Here is a 16,624-nt window from a genome sequence, read left to right on the forward strand (position 1 = left end):
GCATGTTCAACGTAGACAAGCTGTCCTGTGGTTACGGCCAGAGCCAGATCCTTCACGACCTCGACCTGGCCGTGGCCAAACGCGAAATCGTCGCCGTGATGGGACGCAACGGCATGGGCAAGACCACGCTGTTCAAGAGCTTGATGGGCATCCTTCCGCAGTGGCGGGGGCAGGTCAGCGTCGATGGTCAGGAAGTCTCGAACCTGGAAACCCACGAGCGGGTGGAGCACGGCATCGCCTATGTGCCTCAGGGGCGGATGATTTTCCCTAGCATGACGGTGTTGGAAAACATACAGACCGGCCTGCCGGCATCGGCCCGGGGCCAGGTGCCCGAAGACCTCTATGCGTTGTTTCCGGTGCTCCACGACATGCGCTCGCGCAAGGGTGGCAACCTTTCGGGCGGGCAGCAGCAACAACTGGCGATTGCCCGGGCACTGGCGACCAATCCCAAGGTGTTGTTGCTCGATGAACCCACCGAGGGCATCCAGCCATCGATCATCAAGGACATCGCCCGCACTTTGAAAGAGATCCGTCACCTGCGCGACCTGACCATTGTGGTCTCCGAGCAGGTGCTGTCATTCACCCTGGAAATCGCCGACCGCTTCCTGGTGATCGAGAAGGGTCGCTTCGTGATCGAGGAGACCCGGGACAAGGTCGACGAATCCACCATCAGTCGCTACCTCTGCGTGTAGGCGCGATCGCCCCCCTTGTAGCAGCTGGCAAACCAGCTCAAAGGGGTACGTCATCCAACGTATTGGCCGATTCGTGCCGCCATTCGAGACTGGTTCCAACGCGGTACATCCCTAATGTTCAGGAGCTTCGCCATGACCGATACCTTGATCAAAGTCGACCTCAACCAGCCCGCCACCGAGAACGAACAGATCCACAACCGCTGGCATCCGGACATTCCCATGGCCTGCTGGGTCAAGCCGGGGGATGACTTTATTCTTGAGACCTACGACTGGACCGCTGGCGCGATCAAGAACAACGACGACGCCTCGGATGTGCGTGACGTCGACTTGTCCACCGTGCACTACCTGTCCGGTCCAGTGGGCGTGCATGGCGCCGAGCCGGGAGATCTGCTGGTGGTCGACCTGCTGGACATCGGCGCCAAGGCCGAATCGATGTGGGGCTTCAACGGCTTCTTCTCGCGGCAGAACGGTGGCGGATTCCTCACGGATCACTTTCCCAGCGCACAGAAAGCCATCTGGGATTTCAAAGGCATGTTTACCAGTTCGCGGCACATTCCCGGGGTCAACTTCGCCGGCCTGATCCACCCCGGATTGATCGGTTGCCTGCCCGACCCGGTAATGCTCGGCGACTGGAACCGCCGTGAGCAGGAACTGATCGACACCCACCCGACCCGCGTGCCGCCCCTGGCCAACGCGCCGCTGGCCGCCACCGCACACATGGGCAAGCTCAAGGGCCAGGCCCGGGATGATGCCGCGGCCACGGGCGCGCGTACCGTGCCACCGCGTGAACATGGTGGTAACTGCGATATCAAGGACTTGTCCCGGGGCTCGAAGATTTTCTTCCCGGTCTACGTCAAAGGCGCCGGGTTGTCGGTGGGGGATCTGCACTTCAGTCAGGGCGACGGCGAGATCACCTTTTGCGGTGCTATCGAGATGGCCGGCTGGGTTCATATGAAAGTCGAGCTGATCAAGGGCGGCATGGCCAAGTACGGGATCAAGAACCCAGTGTTCAAGCCCAGCCCGATCATCCCGACCTACCAGAACTACCTGATCTTCGAAGGTATCTCGGTGGATGAAGCCGGCAAACAGCACTACCTGGACGTGAATATCGCCTATCGCCAGGCCTGCCTGAATGCGATCAACTACCTGACCAAGTTTGGTTATTCCCCCGCCCAAGGCTATGCCCTGTTGGGTTCTGCGCCGGTGCAAGGGCATATCAGCGGCGTGGTCGATATCCCCAACGCCTGCGCGACCCTCTGGTTACCCACCGAAATCTTCGAGTTCGACATCAACCCCAACGCCAACGGTCCCATCAAACACCTCGACGGCAGTATCGATCTGCCGATTGCCCCGGACCTGTGAGACACGCCCGAGCTCGATCAATGTCTGGAGAGCGCCATGCCGACCTATGAGTACGAATGCCAAACCTGTGGTTCTTTCACAATGTTGCGGCCCATGGCCCAACGGCACGAGTCGTGCCAGTGCCCGTCTTGCGCGGGCCCGGGAGGGCGGTTGCTGTTGTCTGCGCCGGCACTGACGACGTTGTCGAGCAGTCAACGCCAGGCCATGGCGACCAACGAGCGAAGTGCCCACGCGCCGCAGACGCTTGGCGAGTACCAGCAGAACCGTCGTCATCCCAGTGGGTGCAGTTGTTGCGCACCGAGCAAACCGCTGGCCCCGACCAAAGAAAATCCACAGGGGCTCAAGCGTAAAACCGGCTCCAGACCTTGGATGATCAGTCATTAACAGAGGTAAATCTCATGCGTCATGGTGATATTTCCAGCAGCCCGGACACCGTGGGTGTCGCGGTCGTCAATTACAAAATGCCGCGGCTGCATACAAAAGCCGAGGTCATTGAAAACGCCCGCAAGATTGCCGACATCATCACGGGGATGAAAAGCGGTCTCCCCGGCATGGACCTGGTGGTGTTTCCTGAATACAGCACCATGGGCATCATGTACGACCACGATGAGATGATGGCGACTGCCGCCAGTATTCCAGGCGAAGAGACTGCGATCTTTTCCGCCGCGTGCCGTGCGGCTGACACGTGGGGGGTGTTTTCACTGACCGGTGAGCGGCATGAGGAACATCCCCACAAAGCCCCGTACAACACGTTGGTGTTGATCAATAACCAGGGCGAAATCGTCCAGAAGTACCGCAAGTGCATTCCCTGGTGCCCCATAGAAGGGTGGTATCCGGGTGATCGGACCTATGTCTGCGAGGGTCCCAAGGGCCTGCAAATCAGCTTGATCATTTGTGATGACGGCAACTACCCGGAGATCTGGCGCGACTGTGCAATGAAAGGAGCGGAGTTGATCGTCCGTTGCCAGGGCTATATGTACCCGGCCAAAGAGCAGCAGGTGATGATGTCCAAAAGCATGGCCTGGGCCAATAATTGCTATGTGGCAGTGGCCAATGCGGCCGGCTTCGATGGGGTTTATTCCTACTTTGGTCACTCGGCGATTATTGGCTTCGACGGTCGCACCCTGGGCGAATGCGGTGAAGAGGAAATGGGCATTCAGTACGCACAATTATCCGTTTCGCAAATCCGCGATGCGCGAGCGAACGACCAATCACAGAATCATTTGTTCAAGCTGCTGCATCGCGGTTACACCGGGGTCTATCACTCCGGGGACGGCGACAAGGGAGTGGCTGACTGCCCGTTCGACTTTTACCGCACCTGGGTACTGGACGCGCAGAAAGCCCGGGAAAACGTCGAAAAACTGACCCGTAGCACCGTCGGCGTGGCTCATTGCCCGGTGGGAGAGCTTCCCCACGACGGTAAAGAAAAACACGCAGGCTAAACCATGCCTTTGGTGAATGATCGCATCGACCCAAACCACCCCCAGCCTGGCCTGACCAGCGCATCACCGGCAGCAGAGTTGTTGACCTCACGCTTCGCCTTCAATCCCGCCCAAGTCATGGCGTTGTTGCGCAGTCGAATTGTCGGCCAAGAACACGCCATGCGCGCGGTCGAGGCGTTGCTAAACGTGGTTAAGGTCGATATTGGTGAACGTGAGCGACCGTTGACGGTGAACCTGTTCATGGGGCCGACCGGTGTCGGCAAGACCGAAATCGTACGTCTGCTGGCACTGGCCATACACGGTCGCGCCGATGCTTTTTGTCGCATCGACATGCACACCTTGGCCCAGGAGCATTACTCGGCGGCGCTCACCGGAGCGCCACCTGGTTATGTGGGGAGTAAAGAGGGCGTCAGTCTGTTCAATAGCGAATTGATTCAAGGCACCTACAGTCGCCCAGGCATCGTGCTGTTCGATGAGCTGGAAAAGGCCAGCAAGGAAGTGGTGCGCAGTTTGCTGGGCATTCTTGAGAACGGCCAACTGACCTTGGCGGGCGGTAGCCGAACACTGGATTTTCGCAATAGCCTGATCTTCATGACCAGCAACATTGGAGCCCGGCAAGCGACCACCTACAGGGAACGTTTTTCACGCGGTTGGCGGCGCTGGCTCGGCATCGCCCCACAAGGTGAGCAGGCTATGTTGGAGCTGGCGTTGCACGCGTGGTTCGAACCGGAGTTTCTAAACCGTATTGATCGCATCCTGGTTTTCCAACGCATCGAAACCCAATGGCTGGAAGCGTTGTTGCAGATCGAACTGAACAAACTCAACCAACGTCTCGGTCAGCATCGCCGTACGCTGGTCCTGGACGTTGCGGCAAGCGACTGGCTGTGCCAAAAGCATGACCCACGCTTCGGTGCTCGGGCCCTGACAAGGCGAGTGCGGGTTGAGCTGGAGCCTGCCATCGCTGAGTGTTTGCTGGCTTATCCGCAGGCAATGCAGATGGCTGCGACGGTCGAATCAAACAGGCTCACGGTTGTTCCATTGGCGTAAGAGACGACACCGGATTGAGGTCCGCCGTGATACCCCGCTTACCGGCGATCCTGACCAGCATTCAGTGTCTCGTTGCCGAGTTCAGCAGTCGAGGATTCAGCCGGTGCAAACTTTTGGCCGTTTTCTTCTGGTAGTTCTACAACGCATCAAGCTGACGCTATGGCCTAGGGAATCGCTGTCGCACTACGCTGGGTGATGATGCGCATTCCCCAGCGTGTCAACGCGCCAGCGCCGAAGGATTTTCCTGCAACATCACCGAACTGTGGAGGGTGGCGAGCGCTTCCTTCAATAAGGATTGTTCCTGCGCATCCTTGGATTTCTTGCTTTCCTTGGCGGCGTATTCCAGCAATGCCAAGTGGCTGCGGCTAGTTGAAAGTTCCTTCGGCACCACTGTCTCTTCAACCATTTTGCCGATGACGTACTTCTGTGTCCGTGTGTCCTGGCTGGCGCTTTGCGTGACGGTGGCTTTGCTCAGTCGGCCATCCTTGTAGGCGAGGCTGGCCGAGCTGCGGGCCTCGTCGTGCACTTGTACGTAGAGATAGTTCTGCGAGTCGGTCGTTGTGCCTAGCACGGGTGCTTTCCCGCCCTTCAGACTCTTGTGGTAACTGGCCGATAAACTCGATTGCTGGACTTGATCAACGCTGCGATTGCTCATTATGGAACCTGCAACGACAGTTTTTTGCGACAGGGTATAAGCAAAGCTATCGACTTCGGACGGGCGCATCGGGTTGGACGCGTTGTTGGTTTGTTTGATGGACGCCTCGAAGTCTGCCAGTCCAGTCAGCAGGCCTTTGTCCGTCGCGTTACGGGTCAGTGGCTGTGACGGGGTAACGCCCTGTGGATAGTGGCTGTTCATGGCGCTGAAGGCGTCCTTGAACATCTCCATCAGGGCGGCCTTGGCGCTGCCGCGCTTCTGCACCCGGTCAAACTGGGCGAGGTAGCTGTTCAGGGCGCTGGTCTGTTGCTTGGCATCACCCAGGATTGTGCTGTTTTTCAGATCCATGCTCAGGTTCAATTCGCCATCTGGACCACTCATTTGCGTGGTGCGGCTCTGGCTGTCGGCGCGGTAGGCAAGGATCAGGTCCTCACCGTCCACGCCCTTGAGCTTGGCGTTCAGGTCAATGGATGCCAATACGCTGGAGTCGAACTGCGTCAGCTTGCTCAGGTCGAGCTTGGGCGGCTCGGCGGTCAGCCCGTCGACAGCCGCTTGAAAGGCGCTGCCCAGAACGCCAATCGCCTTGAGTTCGTCCTCGCTCAGCGGGTCGCCGTCCACCGTAGCCTGAACGCCAAGTCCATCGTCCTGGCTGGTCAGGCTGAAGGTAACCGTCTTGCCACTGGCGGTCTTGATGCTGAGGGTGATCAGGTTGTCGGCTTTATTGTGCAGCAGTGTCTGTTCGGATTTTATCTCGGCGGCGTTGTGAGCCCCGTCCGTGGTGGTATGGAGCACTGACTGGGAAATGCTCGAACCACTCCTGGCGAACTGCTCCACCAAGGCTGCGCCCAGGCCGTGGAAACGGTTGGCTATCGACAGCGATCTGGGGTTGGTTCCCATGACGCGAGTGACGGCATCCTGACTGGTCTTTTCCCAGACACGAACAATCTCCTGGCCGGGCAGTTGCCCGAGTCGGGAATAGGTCTGTGATTCGACATCGGCCACGGGGTTGCCCAGGCTGACGATTGCCGCTGGTCGAGCCGCCGAGACATCAGCGCTCTCTATCACTGTTGCAGGCGATGCCGCGACGGCAGAGCGAGTCGGGATCTGGATGGGAATGGCAGGGCTGATCGGGGATAGGGTAGTCATGACAGTCCGTGTCGAGTGGGCAGAGTTACGCTCAATGTAGTGAATACACCGTCCGATTGAAAGCGTGGACGTTGAAATAGGTGGCAGAGAGCTATGATCCGTCGGCGAATGCCGGAACGACACAGCTCAATCTGAACGGATTGGTTTTTCATGGGAGCGTCAGGCAGGGACGGTTCAATGCTGCGTGATCAAGCCATCTGATAGTAAATTGAGCCCAGGCCGTTTGTCGGTTTCAGGTATAGCGCTTTTCTAAAGTAGAGGGATCCTCATGAAAGCCGTAGTTTACGAAGCCTTTTCCCAACCTCCGCGTTTGATGACCGTCGAAGACCCGACCCCCGAGCGTCACGGTGTGGTGGTTCAGGTCCTTGGCACGGGCGTCTGCCGAAGCGACTGGCATGGTTGGAAAGGTCACGACCCTGACATTCGACTGCCCCATGTGCCCGGTCACGAATTGGCAGGGATCGTGACTGAGGTCGGTAAAGATGTCACAAGATGGAAGGTGGGCGATCGTATCACCGTGCCTTTTGTCGGCGGCTGCGGCGCGTGTCCGGAATGCAATAGCGGCAACCAGCAGGTGTGCCACAGCCAGTTTCAGCCGGGTTTCACCCATTGGGGCTCTTTCGCCGAGTATGTGGGGATTCACAAGGCGGATTTGAACCTGGTTGCGTTGCCGGAAAACATGGACTTCGCCACGGCGGCGAGCCTGGGCTGTCGTTTCGTCACCTCGTTCCGCGCGGTTGTCGATCAAGGCAGGGTCTCGGCGGGGCAGTGGGTGGCGGTTCATGGCTGTGGTGGCGTGGGGCTGTCCGCGGTGATGATCGCCCACGCTATCGGGGCGAACGTCATCGCCATCGATATCTGCGACGATAAGCTCAAGCTTGCCCAGTCGCTTGGTGCCGTCGCGACGGTCAACGCAAGCCGGGTGACGGATGTCACCGAGGCGGTACTCGAGATTACGAAGGGCGGCGCTCACGTTTCGCTGGATGCCCTGGGTCATCCAACGACCTGCTTCAACTCCATCAATAATCTGAGGCGGCGCGGCAGGCATGTCCAGGTCGGTTTGATGCTGGCGGACCACAGCACGCCGGCAATCCCCATGAGCAAGGTCATTGCCTACGAGCTGGAGATCTGTGGCAGCCATGGCATGCAGGCTCACCGTTACGGCGCGATGATGGACATGATTACGTCCGGCAAGCTGGCGCCTGAAAAACTGGTGGGCAAGACCATCAGCCTTGAGCAATCGATTGATGCGCTCATGAACATGGACCGGTTTGACACCGCAGGCGTTACGGTTGTGACGCAGTTCTAAACGCTTGCCGTCGGCTGGCCGAGCGATTCCCGATACTGCGTTTCATCGACCTCGCTCAGCGTCGCATAACCGTCGTAATGGTAGAACCGATGCCTGTCACGGGCGTAGCGGTCATTCAGAAATTCGAGGGTGGCCAGGTCGATCCGCTTGGCGCTCAGTGGGCGTCGATGACAGAACAATTTGCGCGTGCCCAACAGCAAAAAGTCAGGGTGGGGCACGTGGACCTCATCGGGATCGAACGCCACGTCCAGCGGCTTGCCTTCCGAGAGAATCAGGGTAGGGCTGATGGCATAGGTGCCGAGAATGCGGGTGTCCGAGGGGTGTAGCCGCTTTTTCGCCTCGCCGTAGTAATACACCGTGTCCTGATCCTTGGCCCAGCCATGCCCGCAGGATTCGAAAGAGGCCGCTTGTGCCTTACGAATCGGTTCCGGGGGATGGTAAAAAATCCGGTGGCAGAACACGGTCTTGCCGTCGGTCAGGTAGGGTGGGCCGAGTGAGCGAAAATGTTCCGCCGCTTCCGGGGAAAAACGTTCGGGTACCTCCGTGTCGGCGTTATGGAATGGGATCAGATACAAGCCGTTGGCATCGCCGCACAGATGCGTGTCCAGCAATTTGAAACTCGCTGCGTCCAGCCCGTTGAGCACGCGTCCATGGAAATACACCTGGTCGCCTAGCTCAAAACCGAGACCGATGGCCTGTAGCGGCAGCGTTTCCGTGTGCGTTTGTGCGGCTTCAGGCCGTGCCTGCAAGCGGTGCCACCAATACCCTTCCAACTGCGGATGGGCTTCGAAGTAAGGTGCCCACGCCTCTTGCATGGCCGCATCGATGATGCCGCCAGAGCCCAGCGGGCCGTGTTTGTCACCTGCCAGCACGGGCGAGTAATCCTGGTCATTACGACAGGGCCGGGTCACGACGAAGCTTTCCACGTCGACATCGAGGCGTTTCTGGCGCCTGTAGACGTGTTGGTGATCACGGTAATAATCGAACCCCAAATGACGAAAACTCGGGCCATGGGCATCGCGAAGGCGGGTCCCGGCGGCGTAGACGTACTGGTCGTCCACGGCAAAATACTCATCCTCGTATTCGCTGGCGCTGACCACGCGACCGCCGTCATCGAACGCTGGCTGCCAGCACTGGAGCAGGTGGAAGTCGCCCACGTAGCGAATGGTTTTTCCGGTCAGGTAATAGGCGCGTTGCTTGTCCTTGGCGTAGCGTTCGTTAAGCACGGTGAAGGTCGCCAGGTCGGCATTGTCGATGCGGTAGAAGTACTCATAGGAAATGCTCGAACCTTGCTGCGCTTGCACGATGATCGACTGCCCATCGGTGCCCCAGCGTTGGGCGAGCATCTGGAAGTTGTCCGGGTTGGCGACCGGCAGCGGCGTGCCGTCCTTCTGGTGCAGTGGCTTGAAGCCCCTATAGACTTGATCGTCGATCACTCGATAGGACGAGTGGTTGCAATACCGCACCCGCGCCGTGGCGCTGGCGATAATGTGCCCCTGCAAAAAAAGATGCACGCCGTCGCAGAACAGCGCGGACGCTGAAGTCACCGAGGCCGGGGACGATGCCAACAGGGCCAGGCTGTCGGGGCGTGCCTCGGGAATTTGGGTGATCGCGTACTCGCCGAACCAATAGGCGCCGGTTGCGTCACGCCAGTACTGGTGGCCGAGGCTTTCCAGGCCCTTGTCGAACCGAAACGGCAAGGGCTGCAGCGGGTGGTAGCCGTGGCGCTCCCGGTAGGCCGGAAGCAGGTAGTAATCACGCAGGGCGTCGCGCAAGACCCAAGGGTTGCGTCGATGCCGCCAAACCGGCTGACCGACCAGCAAGGGTGAGGGCGGATAGTGCCCAGCGCTGGCCCATTGTGCCAACTCGCCGGGTCGTGCGCCTTGAGGGTTGAGCATGATGTACACATCAGGCACTTGCCCGTCGCCCAGCAGCACACCGTCCATGAAAGCGAAGCCTTGATGCCATTCAAGGTTCAGCGGTTCCCAGTCAGCCTTATCCGTCCCTGTGATTGTCATTTATTGCGATCTGCTCTCCAGGTAGGTGGGACACCAAGTCAAAGATCGCCGCCGCCACGCTCAAAAAATGAACTTGAACAGCGCAATCACCACGATCAGGCCAATCAGGAAAATGATACCTACGGTACCGCCAAGGAATTTCAACATAAGAACGCTCTCATCGGATGGGCTTATTCGTCTAGACCGCCACCGATAACGCTCGTTTCGTTGAATATTCATGCGTGGTGATCAATGAACCGCAAAGGACCTTGGCACCGGCACATGCTCGAATTTTGAAATGGTCTTGATCCAGTAGCGGCGATAGTCCGTCTGGTCCGGCGCCAGCGGTTTGTGGCTGGACCATGGATGTTTCTCCTTCAGGCTGGCGCGGTACGCTTCCCATTCTTTCTGCTCGGCCACTTCCCGGGCTTTGCTCCGGTCATCGAACCAGCCCAGAACGTAAGCTTCGCCCTGGTCCGTGCCGTGCGCTATCAGCAAATAAATCTCTGTCATGACTGACCTACCGTTCTGTCCTGCGCCCCAGTTGCGGGGTCTTATCCTGGGTATCGGCCGTTATTGGCCGTTTTTGAGATTGATCGCAGAAAAACGCTGAGCCCAACGGTGCGCCTGACGAAATTGATGAACAGTCGAGCGGTCGCTTGGGCTGGCGAGTGCTTCCGTGGCGGTTTTACCCAGATCGGTGCCTTCATCCACGATCCAGACCCCCGGTTCTCGGTCGCGCAGGGCCATTTCACCGAAGCGGGTGGAGATGACGGGCAGGCCGAGGGTGCGGTACTCGTAGTTGAGCTTGAACGGGATCAAGCCCACCGAAAACCTTGTCATGGCTGCGATTGCACCGGCATGGGAGCACTCGGGGAGCAGCTCGATGTTGGCGGGCAATACGCAAGGCGGTGGTGTGAAAAGGGGGCCGATCAGCCGGATCTGGGTGCTCAGGTAGTACTTGTCGAAATAGACGCTGCCAACGTCCCGGAACACCGAGGTACGCAGTGATTCCATGCGGTCGCTCGCAAAGGTTTCAGTGCCGAGCATCCTGGTGTCGCCCGGTTCTTCGCCAACTTCAAGATCCCCAAGGCTGACCTTGAGAAGTTGATGTCTACCGCTCGTGACAGCTCGGCAGACAAGGCCGTTGCAGAGTACTACGCCACTAACAAGCCTCGCTTCGAGGCGATGTTTGGCAGTCAGACCGCCTCGGCGACCGGCAGCCAGTAATCGCCGCGGTTTTCCGATAGGTGTTTGCAGTTCGGTGCCCTTGACGCAAAGTGAAGGGCGTCGGCTGTCATCGATTCCGTTCGGGCTACCCTTGGAACATGCTGGGGGCCCGCTTCCAGTGCCGCTGGGGTACGTTGAGCAGCCTGTCATCTTCTTCTGCGCCCGACTCAGGAATGGGATTGAAAACGATGATCACCCGTCACGAGCCTTTGTCGTTGGATTCGGCCGTCACCCGCAGCGCGCAGTGGCTTCGGCGATCGCTGCATGAAATCCTCTCGAACCACCTGGGGGACGGTACATCCGAGGCGACACAAGCACATGCCGCCGCCCTGGGCGCGGCCGAGTGGACGCTCAAGAAACCGCCGGCAACGCCTCGCGCGTTACCGGCAGTCCTGGCGCCCTATTTGGCCCAGGCATTCGACGCTGCGCCCAAAGCCCCCGATCACCTGGCAGGGGTGCTGGAGGCGTTGAGCACGCTGGTGCCTCATGTTCCCTGGATCAATCGTCAGGCCCAGGCCGGCCAGGACGATCGGTTCGTGGAGCGGCATCGCCATGGGATGGTCACCGGTCCAGGGGGATTGTTCGACTGTCCCGGCATGACCCTGGGGTTGGCCCTCATGGCGCCTGAAACCTGTTATCCGTTCCACCAGCATCCTCCGGCTGAGTTCTATCTGGTGCTATCCCCAGGCGACTGGTATCGCGAGGACGTAGGCTGGTGGACGCCCGGGGCAGGGGGCATTGTCGTCAACCCTCCTTCCTGCACCCATGCGATGAGATCAACGCAAGCGCCACTCCTGGCGCTGTGGGGGTTGCTTCATGAGCCCTGCGCTTGAGACAAAGGGTTCGAAGACTACCGTCGCGCCGCTCGTCATGGTGCGTTACTGGGTATTCCTGACATCACGTTTTCTGACTTGCCTGGACTGACCCATGGACTGTTATGAGGGCGTGCATGGTGATTGCCGGTGGCCTGTATGCGATCAAGGCGAAAGGCTAAGTGACCTGTTTAATCTTATGCTATGTAGGAATAAGCATAATTAAATATATTCCTTGTCCGTATTAGTCACCATGCTAGATTGTTCCCACCGGACAGCCGGATATGTTCAACCTAATCGATGGTACGACTATGTCCGGTGTCCGAATCTTTCCAATCAGCCTCGAGGCTTTGTCCTGTGACCAAGTCTGCGGAGCGATTTCTCATTCCGGCAATACCCGCATCAGTCCTGAAACTGTCATTGCCGTTCCATTCGTGACCGGCAAACCGCTTCCTTGCCAGGCCAACAGCGAAGCCTGCAGTGCAATCAGCGAAGGCTTGGCGTTTCTGCTCTACGCCATGTGACGCAGCGCTGTCGGCATTTCCATACCGTAACGTCAGTCAGTCATCTCCAGGTAATACCCGTCCCGGGTGGTCGCTTGAAGTGAGAGTGATTGGGCGTCTGTTCAGCGCAGCCTATCGCGACTTACCACCATGCCAAATTATTTGGATGAAGCTCATCGAGCCGAAATCGTTAAGCTCGGCAGAACCTTGACCAGCCGGACTGAATGGCCCACCTGGCTTTTACTGGTCGGCTTTTATCTGGCCTGGGCATTTATTGTTTTTCATGGGCAGGCACTTGGCCAACTCATCAGCATTGTCCTGTTGGTTCCACTGGTCGTGCTCTGGATGTCGATTCAGCATGAACTGATCCACGGTCATCCCACCCGATGGCCCATGATGAACAAAGCCTTGGGATTCCTGCCGTTTGCCGTGTGGTATCCCTACGATATCTATCGGGACACGCATCTGGCCCATCACAACGATGAAGTGCTGACTGTGCCTGGACAAGATCCAGAAAGTCGCTACGTCACCCGCATGTCCTGGGTGCAATCACCCCGTTATAGGAAGGCCTTGTTGTGGGTGAACAAGACCTTGGGCGGGCGCCTGATCATCGGCGCGCCGTTGGCATTGATGACCCTTGCAAGTACCGCGCTCGGAGGGTTGTTGCATTCGGAACGAAGCAATTGGCGGATGTGGCTCATTCATCTCCTGAGCGTTGGGGTGTTGCTGGGATTGGTTGAACAGTACAGCGCCATCAGCGCACTCCAATACCTCTTGCTTGTGGCACTTCCAGCATTGTCCATTTCAATGGTCAGGTCGTTTTACGAGCATCGGCCGTCAACGCTGCCGGAACACCGTACGGTGATCAATGAATCCTCAGGGCTTTTGAGTTGGCTCTTTCTGAACCTCAATCTTCACTTGGTTCATCACGATCTTCCCGGTTTGCCCTGGTTTTATTTGCCCCGGGTGTATAGAGCCAGGCGTGAACAATGGATCGCGCGAAACAATGGCTATGTCATTCGTGGCTACTTCCAGTTAATGCAGAGGCATTTGATCAATCCCGTGGATTGTCCTCGCCATCCTGCCAGGCACTAAAAATACTCAAGCCAATCTGGGCGTCGGAAAATGATACGTTTTGAAGCCATCAAGAAAACTCATAAAGGCAGCCCGCGAATGGCCGTGAGCGATTTGACGCTTCATGTCCGGGAGGGGGAGATCTGCGTATTTGTCGGGCCAAGTGGCTGTGGCAAAACAACCATTTTGCGCATGATCAATAGACTGGACACTCAGGACAGTGGCCGCATCCGTGTCAATGGGGTGGCGACCGATGAGCTTGACGTCGTTACGCTTCGCCGTGGCATCGGCTTCATGATGCAAAGCTCAGCCTTGTTTCCTCATCAAACCGTTGCAGAAAATATTGGCGCAGTTCCGCGGCTCTTGGGTTGGAGCAAGCATAAGATCCGCCAGCGCGTGAGCGAGCTCATTTCCCTGGTCGGACTTCAGCCGGAATTTCTTGGCAGGTACCCTAATCAACTGTCGGGCGGGCAGCAAAGTCGTGTTGCCTTGGCGAGGGCATTGGCCTCGGACCCACCGGTTGTATTGATGGACGAACCCTTTGCCGCGCTGGATCCGGTGATCCGCGAGCGACTTCAGGACGAACTGGTTGCGCTGCAAAGGCGTTTGCATAAAACCATTATCCTGGTGACCCATGACATGGAAGAGGCCATCAAGATCGGTGACCGGATTGCCATCTTCGAGGGTGAAGGAAAGCTTGCTCAGTTCGATACACCTCACAATATCCTTGCCCATCCTGCCAGCGAGTTTGTAAAGAACTTCATCGGCAAGGATCCGCTGTTAAAAAGACTTTCGCTGATGAAGGTTTCTGATCTCCCTGCGGACGAAGTCAATTGCCAATTCAAACTTCTGCTGGACGATAAATCCAATCCGCTGAAGTGGGTCAGTGAATCGGACGTGCCGGTTCCTGAACTTACCACGGTGTCGAATAATGACTCGTTGCATCATGCACTGGTTAAAATTCTAACGGCTCCGCTCGGTGTGGTCGTTCGAGTGGACGAGGCGGGCAGTTACGAAGGTTGCCTGTCGATTGCCAGCTTTCACAGCGCACTCAATGAGCGCCGCTTTGGAAGTGCGCAATGATTGACTGGTCCTGGATCGTTGAAAACTGGCAGCAGATTGGCCAGCTGTTGTTTGATCATATTCAGCTGGTGACCTTGGGCCTGTGTATAGGAATGTTGTTAGCGGGCGCAATGGTGCTCTTGACGTTGTGGAAGCCAGGCTTGGCGCAGCCCATGATTTATGTCTGCGGAATACTCTTTACCATTCCGTCCCTGGCACTGTTCATTTTGATCATGCCTTTTACCGGTTTGTCCAAGACGACGGCGGTGATTGGTTTGAGCCTGTATGCCTTGCTGATTGTGTTACAGAACACTTTGGCGGGCCTTGCGAGTAACCCCCCGGACGTGCTGGAAGAAGCCCGTGCGCTAGGGTACACGCGCATGCAGAGATTCCTCGGAGTTGAACTTCCACTGGCGCTGCCTTCGTTATTGGCAGGGCTGCGAACGACCTCGGTGACATTGGTTGGGCTGGTGACTGTTACTGCCTTGATTGGTCAAGGCGGATTAGGGCAGCTGTTCATTACCGGGTTGGCTCAAAGTTTCACTACGCCTGTGGCGGTCAGTTTGGTCCTGACGGTGATGTTGGCGCTTTGTTTTGATCTTCTGTTTTATTCAATAGATCAATGGCTGGTTCCTTGGGTGCGCTAATGAATAGGATCGCAGATGTCTACCTTTGGTTTTCTTTTCCTGAAACCTGGTTGGGAGAAGACGGGATACTGACTCGGCTGGCAGAGCATATTTATTATGTGTCTTTGAGCCTGGCCCTTGCTTGCGCAATAGCGTTGCCGCTCGGCGTACTCCTGGCCAACTACCGTAAAGGTGCGCAGGTGGCGATAGGGCTGTTCAATATTGGGCGGGCATTACCTTCCCTGGGTATTGTGATACTTGCAATCATGCTCATTGGCTATGAAACCAGCACGGTGATTATCGCGTTGGTGACCATGAGCATCCCGCCGATATTAACCAATACCTATGTTGGCATCGATCAGGTGGATTCATCGCTGAAGCAGGCTGCCAGATCGATGGGGATGCGCAGATGGCAGATGTTTATTCAGTTGGAATTACCGTTGGCTTTTCCGCTGATCTTTTCTGGATTCCGATCGGCCCTGGTGCAACTTATTGCCACGGCCACCATCGCCGCTTACGCAGGGTTCGGCGGGCTCGGCAGGTTCCTCATTGACGGGCTTGGTCGAAATGATACGCCTCAAATCATTGGCGGCGCACTGCTGGTGTCGGCACTTGCGATTGTCAGCGAGTGGGTTTGTTCAATGATCGAAACACTCATGGTTCGAAAATGGCGAGCGGGGAATGTTGAACTGAGCGCTCCATGATCAGCGGTATTTAAAAGTGCGTATTAATTCTGCAGAGGTGTAAATCCAAATGAAAAACAAACAACGTTCGAAGACTCGTTCAGCGCACTCGGTTTCATTGTTGCTGGGGTTAGGCTTGCTGGCGGGCAGCGCATTTGCCAGTGCTCAGTCCATCACCATCGGCGGGGCCAATTTTTCCGAGCAGACGATTCTCGCCAACATCTATGCGTCAGCTTTGAAAAATCAAGGGATAGACGTCAAGACCCGGCTCAATCTGGGGAACCGCCAGATCATCGCCAAGGCGCTGGAAAACGGGGATATCGACGTTGTGCCCGAATACATAGGATCGCTGTTGAGTTTCTATGACGACAAGACCGCCCTGACCAGCCAAAAGGAGATCGTCAGCGCCTTGCAACAGAAGTTGCCAGCGGGCCTCCAGTTGCTTGAGCCTTCGGCCGCAGGCTCTATTACCGCTTGGGCCGTCACCAGGAAAACCGCAGAAAAGTACAACTTGCACAGCTTGTCCGACCTGGCGCCTGTCTCTGGCGATCTCACGCTGGGCGGGCCTCCCGAAGTCACCACCGCTGCATTAGGCCTGCCCGGGTTGAAGGCGGTCTACGGTATCAACTTCAAGAGCGTCAAGTCGCTGGACATGGGCGGGCCCTTGTCGCGGCTGGCGCTGAACTCAGGCGCTATCGACGTCGCCACGGTGGTCTCCACGCAAGGCATCCTGGCGAAAGAACCTTGGGTAGTGCTCGAGGACGACAAGCACCAACAGCCCCTGCAAAACATTACGCCACTGGGACGCAAGGCGTTGCTAACCCCAGAAGTCACCAAGGTGCTCAACGAAGTCTCTGCAAAACTGACCGATGACGACCTCAAGCAACTCAATCGCCTGGTTGATATCGATCACAAGGATCCCGCAAAAGTCGCGGCGCAGTGGGTCGCTGAAAATACCGTCAAGGCGGCCAACTGAACATGAAT

At 57.3% G+C, this 16,624-nt stretch carries 17 protein-coding genes and 1 pseudogene; 14 read left to right on the plus strand and 4 right to left on the minus strand.

Annotation, left to right across the window (positions count from 1 at the left end; all coding sequences use genetic code 11):
- The first annotated feature begins 2 nt into the window (after positions 1 to 2).
- The 5 genes from urtE (at position 3) to BLT00_RS15590 (ending at position 4,543) form a co-directional block, all read left to right on the plus strand.
- On the plus strand, positions 3 to 692 hold the full coding sequence (gene urtE / locus BLT00_RS15570; protein WP_063320404.1) for an urea ABC transporter ATP-binding subunit UrtE: 690 nt from the start codon (positions 3 to 5) through the stop codon (positions 690 to 692).
- A 132-nt stretch (positions 693 to 824) separates the two neighbouring features.
- Positions 825 to 2,054, plus strand: a complete 1,230-nt coding sequence (gene fmdA, locus BLT00_RS15575) for a formamidase (protein WP_003203578.1) — start codon at positions 825 to 827, stop codon at positions 2,052 to 2,054.
- Between the two features lie 36 nt (positions 2,055 to 2,090).
- Positions 2,091 to 2,438 (plus strand): FmdB family zinc ribbon protein, encoded by a 348-nt coding sequence (locus BLT00_RS15580; RefSeq protein WP_082534334.1) that lies wholly within the window; start codon positions 2,091 to 2,093, stop codon positions 2,436 to 2,438.
- Positions 2,439 to 2,452: 14 nt separating this feature from the next.
- Entirely contained in the window at positions 2,453 to 3,496 is a 1,044-nt protein-coding gene (locus BLT00_RS15585) for an aliphatic amidase (RefSeq protein ID WP_092144409.1), read from the plus strand.
- A gap of 3 nt (positions 3,497 to 3,499) precedes the next feature.
- Complete coding sequence (locus BLT00_RS15590; RefSeq protein WP_092144411.1) at positions 3,500 to 4,543, plus strand: AAA family ATPase; 1,044 nt, start codon at positions 3,500 to 3,502, stop codon at positions 4,541 to 4,543.
- A 217-nt stretch (positions 4,544 to 4,760) separates the two neighbouring features.
- Here the strand turns inward: BLT00_RS15590 and BLT00_RS15595 are convergent, their stop codons facing one another.
- Complete coding sequence (locus BLT00_RS15595) at positions 4,761 to 6,200, minus strand: lactate dehydrogenase (protein WP_092144413.1); 1,440 nt, start codon at positions 6,198 to 6,200, stop codon at positions 4,761 to 4,763.
- 412 nt (positions 6,201 to 6,612) lie between these two features.
- On the opposite strand from BLT00_RS15595, the gene BLT00_RS15600 reads away from it, so the two are divergent.
- Positions 6,613 to 7,653 (plus strand): zinc-dependent alcohol dehydrogenase family protein, encoded by a 1,041-nt coding sequence (locus BLT00_RS15600; protein ID WP_092144415.1) that lies wholly within the window; start codon positions 6,613 to 6,615, stop codon positions 7,651 to 7,653.
- Here BLT00_RS15600 and BLT00_RS15605 read toward each other — a convergent pair.
- The 3 genes from BLT00_RS15605 to BLT00_RS15615 all read right to left on the minus strand — a co-directional run bounded on the left by BLT00_RS15605 (position 7,650) and on the right by BLT00_RS15615 (position 10,700).
- Positions 7,650 to 9,671, minus strand: coding sequence for a DKNYY domain-containing protein (locus BLT00_RS15605; protein WP_092144417.1), 2,022 nt, complete (start codon positions 9,669 to 9,671; stop codon positions 7,650 to 7,652). The two genes, BLT00_RS15600 and BLT00_RS15605, sit on opposite strands and share 4 nt — an antisense overlap.
- 228 nt (positions 9,672 to 9,899) lie before the next feature.
- The gene (locus BLT00_RS15610) at positions 9,900 to 10,163 is read right to left on the minus strand and encodes a hypothetical protein (RefSeq protein WP_003203536.1); all 264 of its coding nucleotides are present in this window, start codon (positions 10,161 to 10,163) and stop codon (positions 9,900 to 9,902) included.
- Between the two features lie 60 nt (positions 10,164 to 10,223).
- The gene (locus tag BLT00_RS15615; protein ID WP_256572668.1) at positions 10,224 to 10,700 is read right to left on the minus strand and encodes a glycosyltransferase family protein; all 477 of its coding nucleotides are present in this window, start codon (positions 10,698 to 10,700) and stop codon (positions 10,224 to 10,226) included.
- Here BLT00_RS15615 and BLT00_RS15620 point away from each other — a divergent pair.
- The 8 genes and pseudogenes from BLT00_RS15620 to BLT00_RS15655 form a co-directional block, all read left to right on the plus strand.
- A pseudogene (locus BLT00_RS15620) lies at positions 10,665 to 10,880 on the plus strand (glycine betaine ABC transporter substrate-binding protein); the annotation flags it as partial. The gene BLT00_RS15615 and the pseudogene BLT00_RS15620 overlap by 36 nt on opposite strands.
- A gap of 173 nt (positions 10,881 to 11,053) precedes the next feature.
- On the plus strand, positions 11,054 to 11,713 hold the full coding sequence (locus tag BLT00_RS15625; protein ID WP_092144419.1) for a dimethylsulfonioproprionate lyase family protein: 660 nt from the start codon (positions 11,054 to 11,056) through the stop codon (positions 11,711 to 11,713).
- Between the two features lie 263 nt (positions 11,714 to 11,976).
- Positions 11,977 to 12,216, plus strand: coding sequence for a hypothetical protein (locus BLT00_RS15630; RefSeq protein ID WP_092144421.1), 240 nt, complete (start codon positions 11,977 to 11,979; stop codon positions 12,214 to 12,216).
- A 129-nt stretch (positions 12,217 to 12,345) separates the two neighbouring features.
- On the plus strand, positions 12,346 to 13,290 hold the full coding sequence (locus BLT00_RS15635) for a fatty acid desaturase (RefSeq protein ID WP_092144423.1): 945 nt from the start codon (positions 12,346 to 12,348) through the stop codon (positions 13,288 to 13,290).
- A 30-nt stretch (positions 13,291 to 13,320) separates the two neighbouring features.
- Positions 13,321 to 14,352: an ABC transporter ATP-binding protein gene (locus BLT00_RS15640; protein ID WP_092144425.1), complete on the plus strand. Its 1,032-nt coding sequence runs from the start codon at positions 13,321 to 13,323 to the stop codon at positions 14,350 to 14,352.
- Positions 14,349 to 14,978 carry an ABC transporter permease gene (locus tag BLT00_RS15645; RefSeq protein WP_092144427.1) on the plus strand — a complete coding sequence of 210 codons (630 nt, stop codon included), beginning with the start codon at positions 14,349 to 14,351 and terminating at the stop codon, positions 14,976 to 14,978. The genes BLT00_RS15640 and BLT00_RS15645 overlap by 4 nt, the downstream gene beginning before the upstream one ends.
- Positions 14,978 to 15,661, plus strand: a complete 684-nt coding sequence (locus tag BLT00_RS15650; protein WP_092144429.1) for an ABC transporter permease — start codon at positions 14,978 to 14,980, stop codon at positions 15,659 to 15,661. Before BLT00_RS15645 ends, BLT00_RS15650 begins: the two co-directional genes overlap by 1 nt.
- Before the next feature lie 115 nt (positions 15,662 to 15,776).
- Positions 15,777 to 16,616 carry an ABC transporter substrate-binding protein gene (locus tag BLT00_RS15655; protein ID WP_256572669.1) on the plus strand — a complete coding sequence of 280 codons (840 nt, stop codon included), beginning with the start codon at positions 15,777 to 15,779 and terminating at the stop codon, positions 16,614 to 16,616.
- Positions 16,617 to 16,624 lie beyond the last annotated feature (8 nt).

Origin of the sequence: Pseudomonas sp. NFACC51, from assembly GCF_900103575.1 — a bacterium.
Lineage (GTDB): Bacteria > Pseudomonadota > Gammaproteobacteria > Pseudomonadales > Pseudomonadaceae > Aquipseudomonas > Aquipseudomonas fluorescens_Q.

Excerpts from the sequence above, each read along its gene's own strand:
- urtE (WP_063320404.1), top strand. The coding sequence starts at position 3 with ATGTTCAACGTAGACAAGCTGTCCTGTGGTTACGGCCAGAGCCAGATC.
- fmdA (WP_003203578.1), top strand. The coding sequence starts at position 825 with ATGACCGATACCTTGATCAAAGTCGACCTCAACCAGCCCGCCACCGAG.
- BLT00_RS15580 (WP_082534334.1), top strand. The coding sequence starts at position 2,091 with ATGCCGACCTATGAGTACGAATGCCAAACCTGTGGTTCTTTCACAATG.
- BLT00_RS15585 (WP_092144409.1), top strand. The coding sequence starts at position 2,453 with ATGCGTCATGGTGATATTTCCAGCAGCCCGGACACCGTGGGTGTCGCG.
- BLT00_RS15590 (WP_092144411.1), top strand. The coding sequence starts at position 3,500 with ATGCCTTTGGTGAATGATCGCATCGACCCAAACCACCCCCAGCCTGGC.
- BLT00_RS15600 (WP_092144415.1), top strand. The coding sequence starts at position 6,613 with ATGAAAGCCGTAGTTTACGAAGCCTTTTCCCAACCTCCGCGTTTGATG.
- BLT00_RS15605 (WP_092144417.1), bottom strand. The coding sequence starts at position 9,671 with ATGACAATCACAGGGACGGATAAGGCTGACTGGGAACCGCTGAACCTT.
- BLT00_RS15610 (WP_003203536.1), bottom strand. The coding sequence starts at position 10,163 with ATGACAGAGATTTATTTGCTGATAGCGCACGGCACGGACCAGGGCGAA.
- BLT00_RS15615 (WP_256572668.1), bottom strand. The coding sequence starts at position 10,700 with ATGCTCGGCACTGAAACCTTTGCGAGCGACCGCATGGAATCACTGCGT.
- BLT00_RS15625 (WP_092144419.1), top strand. The coding sequence starts at position 11,054 with ATGGGATTGAAAACGATGATCACCCGTCACGAGCCTTTGTCGTTGGAT.
- BLT00_RS15630 (WP_092144421.1), top strand. The coding sequence starts at position 11,977 with ATGTTCAACCTAATCGATGGTACGACTATGTCCGGTGTCCGAATCTTT.
- BLT00_RS15635 (WP_092144423.1), top strand. The coding sequence starts at position 12,346 with ATGCCAAATTATTTGGATGAAGCTCATCGAGCCGAAATCGTTAAGCTC.
- BLT00_RS15640 (WP_092144425.1), top strand. The coding sequence starts at position 13,321 with ATGATACGTTTTGAAGCCATCAAGAAAACTCATAAAGGCAGCCCGCGA.
- BLT00_RS15645 (WP_092144427.1), top strand. The coding sequence starts at position 14,349 with ATGATTGACTGGTCCTGGATCGTTGAAAACTGGCAGCAGATTGGCCAG.
- BLT00_RS15650 (WP_092144429.1), top strand. The coding sequence starts at position 14,978 with ATGAATAGGATCGCAGATGTCTACCTTTGGTTTTCTTTTCCTGAAACC.